An 11906-nucleotide genomic window follows, 5' to 3' on the forward strand; every position below is an offset into this window, starting at 1 on the left:
CGTGCGGGGGAGACGCAAGCGGAGAGCGCTCGGGGGATGGCGGAACGGTACCGAGCGGCGCCCGGTGGGGGCCGGTGGGGAGAGCGTCGTGCGAAGTGGGGGGAGGGGACGGAAGTGGTGAGCCGTCTGCGGCGACGGCTGTCGGCGCGCCGGTCCGACCGGGGCGCGGTGGCCCTCTTCGTGGCGATCTGCGCGGCCTACGTCGTGCTCGTCATCGCCCTGGTGATCGACGCCGGCGGCCGGCTGCGGGTCGCCGAGCGGACCGACGCCTACGCCCTGGAGGCCGCGCGGGTCGGGGGCCAGCAGCTCGACCGGGCGGCCGTCCTCCAGGGCAAGGGTTTCAAGGTCCAGGAGAAGTACGTGCGGGACGCCGCCGACGCCTACCTGGGCCTGTACGGCCTGCGGGCGGGCGGCATCGAGTTCTCCGGTGACGGCAGGGTCGTCACCGTCACCGTGCAGGCCGACTACCGCCCGGTCCTGCTGGGCGCCCTCGGGGAGCGGAAGGTTACGGGCAAGGGCAGTGCGACCCTCGTCCACGGAGTAGAGAAAGCGGAGACCGACTGATGGCCGCGCCACGTGCCAAGGACCAGGCCCGTACCGCCCAGGCCCGAAACGGCCAGGCCCCCAACGGCCGGGCCGGGACGTCCCATCGGGCCGGCGGTGCCCGAAGGCCCGCCGCCCCGGCGCCCCGACCACCCCGCGGCCGCGGCCGCGCCGTGATCACCGCGCTCGGCGCGCTGGTCGCCCTGCTCGCGCTGCTGTTCGGCGTCCCCGCGCTGCTGCTGTACGGCACCGACGCGGTCGCCGGGATGGGCGAGGTCGCCTCGGGCGGGGTGGGCGAGGCGCTCACCAGTCCGGACGACGGAAGCCTGTTCCTCTGGGCGCTGGTGGTGGTCGGCTGGATCGCCTGGGCCTGCTTCGCGCTCTCCGTCCTGCTGGAGATCCCGGCCCAGCTGCGCGGCCGGATCGCCCGCCGCATCCCGGCCTTCGGCTGGAGCCAGCGGCTCGCCGCCGGGCTGGTCGGCTCGGTGCTCGCCCTGCTCCCGGTGGCCGGCTCGGCCTTCGCGGCCGTCCCCGAGCCGAACCACAGCCCGGTCGTCCAGGCGCAGTTGACGCCGGGCGTGCAGCGCGCCGCACTGCCCGCCGCGCAGGCCGCGCCGGCCCTGACCCCGGCCGCCGAGCAGCAGAGCACGTACACCGTCCGGGACGCCCGGCCGGCCGACAGCCTGTGGTCCATCGCCGAGCGCCAACTGGGCTCGGGGGAACGCTGGGTGGAGATCGCCAAGCTCAACGACGGCCGGATGATGGGCGATTCGGGCATCCGCTTCGACGCCGACCGGCCGATCCAGCCCGGCTGGGAGCTGCTGATGCCGGCGGACGCCAAGCCGGACGAGGCGAGGACGCCGGCGCCGCCCGCCCCGGCCCCCTCGGGTGACCCGGCGCAGGGCGCGCCGCAGGAGACGCCGCAGAGCGCTCCGCAGTCCGGGACGGAGGCCGGCGGGCCCGGTGGCGCGGGCGGCGCGGCCGGCTCCGGCGGCCAGCGGACCGTCACCGTCCAGACCGGGGAGAGCCTGTCGGCCATCGCCCAGCGGGAGCTGGGGGACGGCGAGCAGTGGCCGAAGCTGTTCGAAGCGAACAAGGGGGCGCAGGCCCCGGACGGGACGCAGCTGACCGACCCGGACGTGGTGGTGCCGGGGATGGTGCTCACCGTCCCGGGGGCGGGGGGTGCCGCACCGGCGCCCGCACCGGCTCCCGCCGATCAGACTCCGGCCGACCAGGCCCCGGCCCCCGCGCCGGCCCCCGCCGACCAGGCTCCGGCGCCGGGTGCTCCCGCGCCGGGCGCGCCGCAGTCGGCCCCGGCGCCCGCGCCCACGCACGCGCCGGCCCACGCGCCCGCCCCCGCCGCGCACGCCGACCCGGCCCCCAGCGACGACTACACCGTCGCCCTCTCGGCCTCCACCGTCGGCGTCCTGCTCGCGGCCGTCATGGTCGGCGCCGTCGCCCACAAGCGCGGCACCCAGCAGCGCGCCCGCCGCCCCCGGCACCGCATCGCGATGCCCGAGGCCGAGGCCGCCGCCTTCGAGAACGAGCTGATGGCCCGGCAGGACCAGGCCGGACTGGACCTGCTGGACCGCTCCCTGCGCACCCTGGCCCGCAACACCGTGCGCGGCGGCAAGCGGCTGCCCGCCATCGTCGCCGCCCGGATCACCCCGGGCCGGACCATCGAACTGCACCTGTCCGGACCGGCCACCCCGATCGCGCCGTTCCGCGCCGCGCACGCCGCCAACGTGTGGTGGTGCAGCGCCGACTCGGGCGACCTGCTCAGCCCCGGCCAGGCCCGGAAGACCGCCGCGCCCTACCCCGCGCTGGTCACCCTCGGCACCTCGCCGGACGGCTCGGTGGTCCTCGCCGACCTGGAGGCCGTCCGGCTGCTCCACCTGTCCGGCCACCCGGACGACGCCCGCGACGTGCTGCGCACCCTCGCCGTCGAACTGGCCCACAGCCCGCTCGCCGACCGGCTCCACCTGCACCTGGTGGACCTCGCCGAGGAGGTGCCGATCAGCGGCCCGGCCGCCGAACGCGTGCACCGCCACCCCACCCTGGAGGCCGCGCTCGCCGCCCTCGGCCCGCGCACCGCCAAGGCCCGCGCCACCCTCGTCGCCGCCGAGGCCACCAGCCCGCGCGAGGCCCGCAGCCGGGGCCAGGCCGACGAGTCCTGGACGCCCGAGATCGTGCTCTGCGCCCACCAGCCCGGCGGGGACGTCCCGGCCGAGCTCGGACGCCTGCTCGACGCCCGTCCGCGCACCTGCGTCGCCGTCATCACCCGTGCCCCCGAGCGCGGCACCGGCCCGGTCGCCCGTTGGACCCTGCCGGCCTCCGGCCAGGCCGCGATCCCGGGCCTGCACCTCACGGTCGAGCTGCAGCGGCTCAGCGACCGGCAGTACGACCAGGTCGCCGAGCTGCTCCGGGTCGCCGACGACACCACCCAGCAGCCGGCCCCGGCCTGGACGCTGGACGGGCCGGAGGACGACACCGACACCACCGAACTGCCCGCCGCCGTACCGGTGCTGGCCGCCGTCGGGGCCTCGGCCGCCGTGGCGGTCCCGGCCATCGGAGGTCCGGCTGCCGCGGCTCCGGTCGGTGGGGCTTCGACCGGCGGGGCCTCCGTCGGTGGGGCTTCCGCCGGCAGGACTTCCGTCGGCGGGGCTTCGGCCGGCGGGGCTTCGGCAGGCGGGGCGGAGGAGGGCGCGGCCGCCGGTCCCCGGCTGCTCGCCCGGGTCATCGGCACCGGCGCCAGCCCGTTCGCGGGCACCGATCCGGTGGCGCCCGCTCCGACCCCTGCCGCGCTGCCGCCCGCGGCGTCGAGTCCGGCTCCGGCGCCTGCCCCGGCTCCGGCCGGCCCGGCGCGGTTCGCCGTCAACGGGCAGGGACGGCAGGCGGCGACCGACGAGACCACCCGCGACCTGCGGCGGCCGGGCCTGGCGGAGGACGAGGGGACGGCCGGGCCGGGGGACACCGGTTCGGAGTCCACGGCGACGGTCGTGCTCGCCGTCCAGCCGGTCGTGCCGCAGCCCGTCGTGGCGGAGCCGACCGCGTCGAAGACGGCCGAGGGCCTTGTGCCGTCGACCGAGCCCGTTCCCGCTGCCGCTGCCGCTGCCGCTGCCGCTCCCGAGGCCGCCGTCGCCCTCGGGACCGGACCGGCCGGGACGGCGGAGACCGCGGAGGCCGTCGAAGCCGCCGAGGCCGTCGGTGCGGAGCAGCCCGGCCCCGCCGCCGTCGCCCCGGTCGCCCGGACGACGCCCGGCCGCAGCGACAGCGACGACCTGCTCGCCATCCTCCGCTCCCCGGAGGCGCACGCCCCCCGCAACGCCCCCCGGATCCGGCTGCTCGGCCCGGTGGACGTCGCGGGAGTCCTCGGCGCCGCCGCACCCGGCGCGCTGCCCCGGCTCACCGAACTGGCCGTCTACCTGGCGCTGCGCCCCGGCTCCGACCGCCACGCGCTCGACCACGACCTGCACCCCGGTGCGGCGCACCTCGACCCGCACCCCACCGCGGCCGGCTCCGAGAGCCCGCTGCCGGCCAAACTCGCCGACCTGGCCGCCTGGTTCGGCACCTCGCCGGAGGGCCGCGTCTTCCTGCCCACCGAGGGCACCGAGGGCTACTCCTTCGCCCCGGCGGTCACCTGCGACTGGGACGAGTTCCGCGGCCTCTACCGGCGCGGCATGCGCAGCACCAGCGCCACCGCCGACGCGGCCCTCGCCCACGCCCTGGCCCTGGTCCGCGGCGCGCCGTTCGCCGAGGCCCCGCCGGCCTCGTACGGCTGGGCCGAGGCCGAGCGGCAGGACATGATCGCGGCGATCGTCGACACGGCCCACGAACTGGCCGCCCGCCGCCTGCAGTACGGCGACCACCGCAGCGCCGAGGCCGCCGTCTTCCGCGGCCTCGCCGTCGCCCCGGACGTCGAACTGCTGCACCGGGACCTCTTCTACGCCTACGCCTCGGCCGGCGCCCGGGACCAACTCCTGCGCGCCGTCAACCGGTTGGACGCCCTCAGCCGCCGGACCGGCCGGGACCTGGACGCCGACACCGTCGCCCTGCTGCGGGACCTGCTCGCGGGCTCCTGACGCCGCGACCGCCCGCCCGGCCACTCCTGTTCCAGGGGTGGCCGGACGGGTTTCCGGGAGCGGTCACTCCTCCCAGGAGAAGGGCCGGCAGGCACAGGTGCCGTCGCGCGCCGGTTCGGCGGCCGAGTGGACGTCCTGGACGACGGCCTCCGGAACCCGTGCCACGGCCACCAGGACCCGCCGGTCGTCCGCCGGGGTCCGCGCGACCACCTCGACCTGCTCCTGCTCCTCCGCCGTCGCCCGGACGAGCGAGCTGAACACGTACGTCCCGCCCTCGACGCCGTACCCGTCCGCCCACAGCTCGACCAACGCCCCGCCGTGCAGGGCCAGATGCCAGCGGGACGGTGTTCCGGCGACGGGTTCCATGGCGGGGCAGTGTAGTCAGGCCGTCCGCAGCCAGGCGTCCAGCGCGGCGAAGTCCGCGTCGGTGAGCCCGCGTCGGGGATCGACCCGGTGGAGCAGGGCGCGGGCGGGGGAGTGGGCGGCGACCCAGCGGCGGTCGGCCCCGGTGATCTCGTCGTCCACCCAGGCGAACGGCCGCCCGCCCGCCCAGGCGAGCAGCGTGCGGGTCTTCCAGTGCAGGCCCTGCGGCGGGTGCGTGGCGTCCGCGGTGTCCGCGTCCTCCGCGTCGTCGGAGTCGTCCACCGGCCAGTCGACGACGGGCAGTCGGGGCAGGCCGAGCCAGGGCGCGAGGCACTCGTTGGCGTCCTCCAGCCAGGTGGTGGCCCACACCGGCTCGGCCGGCAGGCGGAGCAGCCGAGGGCCCAACTCCGGGTCCACGCGGGCGATCAGCGGGTTCCCGCCCGGTGTCGTACCGGCCGGGACGTGCGGGCTGCGGTGGACGGGGTAGCCGCCCGGCGGCGGGCCCCCGAAGGGGATCAGCGGACCGTCCACGTCGAGGAAGAGCAACGGGCGATCGGTATCGATCATGACGGCACCTTAGCGGGCGGCGCGGGCGGTGTGGCGCGCCGATCGGCCACCCGGCCTGGAACGGGCGAGCCGGGATCTCGTAGGGTGGCGCGCACGGAGTGTGGTGGCAGGCACCACGCAGTCGAGGGCATCAGACGCCGCGGGAGCGGCGGGGCGGGGCGGTGACCAGGAGATGGCGGAGACGACAGCGGTTTCCGGAGGTCCCGACCCGGCCGGGGGCTCGGGTCCCTGGGACGCCGTACCGCCGCCCCCGCGCTTCCCGGCCGAGGAGCACCCGCCCGGCCCCGCCGCGCTGTACGAGCCGCCGCCGGCGCCCCCGGCCGCTCCCCCGGTCGCGCCGCCGCCCGCACCGCCCGTCCCGCCCACCGGATGGACCCTCACCGGGCTGCCCGCCGCCGGGGCCGCGTCCACGGCGACCCCGCCGCCGTTCCCGGTCCAGAGCGCGGCGCCGAGCGCCGCCGCTGTCGGCGCGGGCGGGCTCGGAGCCGCGCCGCGCGGACGGATCCTGGTCATCGAGGGCGGGTACGGAACGTCCGGCCGCCGCACCTGGGGCCGCGGCGGACCGACCCAGGCACCCGTACTCTCGGCGATGCTCGCCGCCGTCTCGCCGCAGGTGCTGCTCGCCGCGGACGCGGTGGACGCCGTCCACCTCCCCGGCGCCGGGGACCCGCACACCGTCCTCGCCCACCTGCGCGCCGCCTCCCGGCACCCCGGACCGCTGCTGATCCACCTGGGCGGCCACGTCGTCGCCGACAAGCGCGGCGGGCAGCTCCAGCTGACCCTGCGCGACGCCAAGCAGGACGGCCTCCCCTGGCAGGCCGTCGCCGCCGAGCTGAGCCACCGTCCGGCCGAGTGGCAGACCCTCGTCATCGCCGACCTGAGCGCCGACCAGAACGCCTGGCCGTACCTCCAGGGCACCGTCTCGCCGCTCAGCGAGGGGATCCCGCTCTGGGCGGTGGTCAGCCCGGACCCGGAACAGATCGGCACCTTCACCCGCGCCCTGATCGAGGCGCTGCACGGCGGGCGGCCCGGCGCGGGCGAGGTGCTCGCGCCGGAGCAGCTGCGTCAGCAGGTGTACTCGGTGCTGCGGCCGGATGTGGTCATCCTGGCCACGCACGCCCCGGACCGGCCGTTCTTCCGCAACACCGCCCGTCGCGGCGAGGGCCTGCCGGCCGAGGTGGCGCCGCTGCCGACCGCCGGTACGGCGCCCTCCGACGCGCCGCCGCCCCCGGTGGCGCCGACGGCGCCGCTGCCGCGTCCGGCGGAGCCCCGGGACGCCGCTCCCGAGTGGCCGGTAGCGGCCCCGGCCGGGGCGCCCGCGTCGTCGGCGGGGGCGGTCGGGTCCGCTGCGTTCGCCGGGTCTCCGGTGGCCGTGGGCGGTCCGGTCAGCCTGGTCAAGCCGGGCGTACCGCCCACCCCGCCGCGGCCGGCCCGCCCGGTCAGCCTGCAGAAGGCGGGCGGGGGCGTCGAGGCACCGGGCGTGACCCTGCGCAAGCCCGCCCCGGCCGACACCGTGCCCGAGGACAGCGCGCACCCGGCGGGCGTCACGCTCCTCAAGTCCCGGCCGGAGCCGGTGGACGGTGCCGTCGCCGAGCCCGAACTCCCGCAGGAGGAAGCCGCGGTGGCCGCCGAAGCCGCGGCGGAGGCGGTCGGGACCGTGGCCGAGCCGGTGGCCGAGGAGGTAGCGGAGGAGACGGCGGAGGAGACGAGCGAGGAGGCAGCCGAGGGCGCTGCCGGGGAGGTCGTCGAGGAGGCTCCCGAGACCGCGGAGGAGCCCAGGGACGCCGTCCCGGTGGAGTCCGTGCCGACGGACGAGGCGCCCGCCGAGCAGGAGTCCGCCGAGCAGGCTCCCGCCGACGTCGTTCCGGTGGACGGGACACCTTCTGACGAGGTGCCGGCCGACGCCGTGCCGCAGGACGAAGCGCCGGCCGAGGACGCTCCCGCCGACGCGCCGCCCGCCCCGAGTGACGTCCCTGCCGACGCGCCGGCCGACGAAGCCGACGAGGCAGCGGCGGCCGCTACGCCCCGCGCGGACTACCGCGAGGTCATCGGACGGATCGTCCGTAGCGCCGAGGCCGGGGACCACGCCGCCGCCACCGACCTGGCCTTCGCCCTCGAACTGGAGGCGATCGCCGAGCACGGTGCCGTCTCCGAGCCGGTGCTGCAGGTCCGGCAGGTCCGGGCGCACGTCTGCCGGCTCGCGGGCCGGTCGGCCGAGGCCGCGGACATCTACCGCGAGGTGGCGCTGACCCTGCTCCGTTCGCAGGGCCCGGACCACGTGGAGACCCAGCGGGCGGCCACCAACGCCGAGGCCTGCTGGCGCGCGATCGCCGACCGTGCGGAGGCCATCCGGATCGCCCCGGAGATCATCGAGCTGCGCGCCTACCTCCCGGGCCCCGACGGCCGCAAGCTCCGCGCCGCCGAGCGCTACCTCGCCCAGTTGGCCGCGACCGGCTGACAACCGGCGGTCGGCGGGCGACAGCTGACGGATAACAGCAGACGGAAAACAGCGAACAGCGGACAGATTTCAAAATCTGTCCGCTGTCGTCTGTTATCTGTTACCTGTCACCCGTCACCCGGTGACCCGCCGGTTCACCGACCGGCGACCGCGTGCACGAACTTCGCGCCGTCGATGGTGCCCAGGCCGCTGGCGAGGTCGTAGCCCTCGGTCGCGTTGTAGCCGGTGACGCCGTTCCAGCCGTTGTCGCCCTGCTTCACGTCCACGATGCCGCTCCACTTGCTCGGCAGCAGGTTCATGCCGTACAGGCGCCAGTTGAGCTGGCCGAGGCGGTGGCCGGCGAGCTGGTCGGCGAGCGCGACGACGCCCGAGAACAGCGGGGTGGCCTCGCTGGTGCCGCCGGTGAGGTGCCAGCCGACCGAGGTCGGGTCGTAGGACTCGTAGGTCCAGGCGGCGCCGTCCACGGCCGCGCTCATGCTGATGTCCGGGGTGCCGCGGTGGTTGCCGGTGACGTTGGCGACGCCGGCCTGGTACCACGGACGCTCGAAGATGCCCGAGACGCCACCGCCGCCGGCGCCGGACTTGTCGTGCCACACCTTGTCGGGCGCGGTGCGGTTGCCCTTGTCGTCCAGGGTGAGCTGGGTGCCGCCGATGGAGGTGACCAGCGGGTCCGAGGACGGCCAGGAGTTGACCTTGTACGGGTACAGGTCGGTGCCGTTCTCCTGGGCGTCGGTGGCGCCGTTGTCGCCGGAGGCGGCGAGCACCGTCACGTTGTGGTCGGCGGCAGCCTGGAAGGCGTAGCGCAGGTCGGTGAGCGACTTGAAGTCGCCCTTGTCGTACCCCGGGAAGGTGTTCTCGGTGGCGCCGAAGCTCTGCGAGATGACGTCGGCGCGGCCGGCCTTGATGAGGGCCTTCTCGGCGTCCATCATCTCGGGCAGGCCGGTGGTGCCCTCGGTCTCGGCGACGCCGGTCTCGACCAGGATGATGTGCGCGTCGGGGGCGATCGCGTGGGCGTACTCGACGTCCAGGGTGGTCTCGCCGGCCCAGCCGGTGTGGTCGGGGTTCTTCGGGTCCCAGGTGGGGACGTTGCCCCACTTGACCACCTCGACGTTGGTGTCCGGGATGCCCCACTGCTTGTCGAAGACCTCCAGGTCGTGCTGGATGGTCGGCGAGCCGAAGGAGTCGACGATGACGATGGTGCGGCCCTTGCCGGTGATGCCCTCCTGGTACAGCGGGTCCAGGTTGTAGGCGGTCCGGTACTGCAGCGGCGAGTAGCAGTGGATACCGACCTGGCTGACGCACTGGGTGGTGCTCAGCGGGGCGGGGCGGCCCTGGGCGTTGTGGTGCCCGAAGGAGGCGGGGCGGACGTGGACGCCCGTGAGATCGTGCGCGGGGGCGGCGATCGCGGTGCCGGCGGCCGGTACGGCGACGGTACCGGCCGTGAGGGCGGTGGCCCCCACGGCGAGCAGGGCCAGGGCGCGGCGGAGGGTGGCGGGGCTGCCCATGGGACTCCTTGGGGCGCAGGGCCCGACCTGGTTCGGTCGGGTCGGTGCGGCCATCCCATCGAGAGCTGCATGATCATGCCATAGTCATTTGGTGGGGCCATGTGATCAAGGACATGGTCATACTCGGCCACGCGAAAAGGTAAAGGCCGTCCCAGGGGAAAGTAACCTCCCACCCGGGACGGCGATATGACGACACGTCAGACGACCGCCTAGCGTGCTCCGCCGTTGACGTACAGCGTCTGCCCGCTGACGTACGAGGCCTCCTCGCTGGCCAGGAAGGCGACGACCGAGGCGACCTCCTCCGGCTGCCCGACCCGGCGCAGCGGCGTCCGGGCGGCGACCTCGGTCTGGTGCTCCTCGGCGCTGCTGCCGACCCGCTCGGCGGTGGCCGCGGTCATCGCGGTGGCGATGTACCCGGGCGCGACGGCGTTGACGTTGACGTTGAACGGCCCGAGCTCGATCGCCAGGGTCGCGGTGAGGCCCTGGATGCCGGCCTTGGCGGCCGCGTAGTTGGCCTGGCCCCGGTTGCCGAGGGCGGAGCGCGAGCTGAGCGAGACGATCTTCCCGTACTTCTGCGCCACCATGTACTTCTGCGCGACGTGGCTGCAGTTGTACGCGCTGGTCAGGTTGACCGTCAGCACCGCGTCCCAGTCGGCCTTCGGCATCTTGAAGAACAGGTTGTCCCGGGTGATCCCGGCGTTGTTGACCAGGATGTGCACCCCGCCGAGGTCCGCCGCGACCTGCGCGAACACCGTCTCCACGGCGTCGTAGTCGGCCACGTCGCAGCCGTACGCCCGGGCGGTGCCGCCCTTGGCGGTGATCTCGGCGACCGTCCCGGCCGCCCGCTCGGCGGTGAGGTCGACGACGGCGACCGCCGCGCCCTCCTCCGCCAGCAGGCGGGCGGTGGCCGCCCCGATGCCCTGGGCCGCGCCGGTCACCACGGCGACCTTCCCCGCGAACCGCGTCATGTGAACTCCTCGGAAGTCTGGAGGTTTGAAGGTTGATCCGGGCCTTGGAGGCTCGGACCGACGGAGGTGTGGACCAATAGAGCTGTGGACCAACAGAGTTGTGGACCAACAGAGTTGTGGACCAACAGAGTTGTGGATCGACAGAGGTGTGGATCGACGGACGGGGAGCGCCGGTCGTCAGACGTTCTCGACGAGCACGGCCGTACCCTGCCCCACGCCCACGCACATGGTGGCCAGACCGCGCCGGGCACCGGTACGGCGCATCCGGTGCAGCAGGGTGGTGAGGATGCGGGCGCCGGAGCCGCCCAGGGGGTGGCCGAGCGCGATCGCGCCGCCGCTGGGGTTGACCACCTCCTCGGCCCGCTCCGGGCTGAACCCGATGCCGTCGGCGGAGGCGAGCGCCTGGGCCGCGAAGGCCTCGTTCAGCTCGGCGGTGTCCAGGTCGGCGAGCGACCAGCCGGCCCGCGCGAGCACCTTCGCCGTGGCCGGGACCGGGCCGATGCCCATGACGTCCGGGTGCACCCCGGCCGAGGCGCCGGCCACGTACCGGCCGAGCGGCCGCAGCCCGAGGTCGTGCAGCGCCTCCTCGCCGACCAGGAGCAGCCCGGCCGCGCCGTCGTTCATCGGCGAGGCGTTCCCGGCGGTGACCGTGCCCCCGGGCCGGAACACCGGCTTGAGGCCGGCGAGCTTCGCCAGGCTGGTGTCCTCGCGGATGCCCTCGTCGCGGCCCACCGTCACCCCGTCCGGGCGCTCGACCGGGACGAGTTCCGCGTCGAAGTGCCCGTCCTCGCGGGCGGCGCCGGCCCGCTGGTGGCTGCGCAGCGCGAAGGCGTCCTGGCGCTCCCGGCCGATGCCGTACCGGGTGGCCACCTCCTCGGCGGTCTCGCCCATGCTGAGCACGCCGTGCAGTTCGGCCATCCGCGGGTTGGTGAGCCGCCAGCCGAGCCGGGTGTCGAAGGTCTCCATCCGGTGCGGCAGCGCCTCGTCGGGACGGGGGAGGACGAAGGGGGCGCGGGTCATCGACTCGCAGCCGCCGGCCATCACCACGTCCGCCTCGCCGGAGCCGATGGCCCGGGCGGCGAGGGTGACGGCCTCCAGGCCGGAGGCGCAGAGCCGGTTGACGGTGGCTCCGGGGACGGTCTCCGGCAGGCCGGCCAGCAGCACGGCCATCCGGGCGGCGTTGCGGTTGTCCTCGCCGGCCTGGTTGGCGGCGCCCCAGTAGACGTCGTCGATCCGGGCCGGGTCGAGCGCGGGGACGTCGGCGAGCAGGGCGCGCAGCACGGTGGCCGAGAGGTCGTCCGGGCGGACCGTGGCGAGCGCGCCGCGCAGTCGGCCGATGGGTGTGCGGCGGGCGGCGGCGAAGTAGACGGGACGCACGTCGTCGGGCTCCTTGTCGGGAAACGGGTGGCAGGGGTCGGGA

8 protein-coding genes are annotated in these 11906 nt (G+C 75.8%); 3 read left to right on the plus strand and 5 right to left on the minus strand.

Annotated elements, in window-relative coordinates; genetic code table 11:
* Positions 1-114: 114 nt before the first annotated feature.
* Together ACFCY1_RS04525 and ACFCY1_RS04530 are read left to right on the plus strand one after the other, a co-directional pair.
* Positions 115-564, plus strand: a complete 450-nt coding sequence (locus tag ACFCY1_RS04525) for a hypothetical protein (RefSeq protein ID WP_049658128.1) — start codon at positions 115-117, stop codon at positions 562-564.
* Positions 564-4625 (plus strand): LysM peptidoglycan-binding domain-containing protein, encoded by a 4062-nt coding sequence (locus ACFCY1_RS04530; RefSeq protein ID WP_375873472.1) that lies wholly within the window; start codon positions 564-566, stop codon positions 4623-4625. The genes ACFCY1_RS04525 and ACFCY1_RS04530 overlap by 1 nt, the downstream gene beginning before the upstream one ends.
* Positions 4626-4688: 63 nt before the next feature.
* Here the strand turns inward: ACFCY1_RS04530 and ACFCY1_RS04535 are convergent, their stop codons facing one another.
* Both ACFCY1_RS04535 and ACFCY1_RS04540 read right to left on the minus strand, forming a co-directional pair.
* Positions 4689-4991: a hypothetical protein gene (locus ACFCY1_RS04535; protein WP_063780422.1), complete on the minus strand. Its 303-nt coding sequence runs from the start codon at positions 4989-4991 to the stop codon at positions 4689-4691.
* A 15-nt stretch (positions 4992-5006) separates the two neighbouring features.
* Entirely contained in the window at positions 5007-5555 is a 549-nt protein-coding gene (locus ACFCY1_RS04540) for an HAD domain-containing protein (RefSeq protein WP_375873473.1), read from the minus strand.
* Positions 5556-5727: 172 nt separating this feature from the next.
* Here ACFCY1_RS04540 and ACFCY1_RS04545 point away from each other — a divergent pair, with 172 nt between their 5' ends.
* Positions 5728-8013, plus strand: a complete 2286-nt coding sequence (locus ACFCY1_RS04545) for a hypothetical protein (protein ID WP_375873474.1) — start codon at positions 5728-5730, stop codon at positions 8011-8013.
* A 134-nt stretch (positions 8014-8147) separates the two neighbouring features.
* Here ACFCY1_RS04545 and ACFCY1_RS04550 read toward each other — a convergent pair whose 3' ends face one another.
* The 3 genes from ACFCY1_RS04550 to ACFCY1_RS04560 all read right to left on the minus strand — a co-directional run bounded on the left by ACFCY1_RS04550 (position 8148) and on the right by ACFCY1_RS04560 (position 11863).
* The gene (locus ACFCY1_RS04550; RefSeq protein ID WP_049655521.1) at positions 8148-9518 is read right to left on the minus strand and encodes a S8 family serine peptidase; all 1371 of its coding nucleotides are present in this window, start codon (positions 9516-9518) and stop codon (positions 8148-8150) included.
* 209 nt (positions 9519-9727) lie between these two features.
* Positions 9728-10486 carry a 3-oxoacyl-ACP reductase FabG gene (fabG, locus tag ACFCY1_RS04555; protein WP_375873475.1) on the minus strand — a complete coding sequence of 253 codons (759 nt, stop codon included), beginning with the start codon at positions 10484-10486 and terminating at the stop codon, positions 9728-9730.
* Positions 10487-10663: 177 nt separating this feature from the next.
* The gene (locus ACFCY1_RS04560; protein WP_375873476.1) at positions 10664-11863 is read right to left on the minus strand and encodes a thiolase family protein; all 1200 of its coding nucleotides are present in this window, start codon (positions 11861-11863) and stop codon (positions 10664-10666) included.
* Positions 11864-11906 lie beyond the last annotated feature (43 nt).

This window comes from Kitasatospora sp. NPDC056273 (assembly GCF_042268845.1).
GTDB lineage: Bacteria > Actinomycetota > Actinomycetes > Streptomycetales > Streptomycetaceae > Kitasatospora.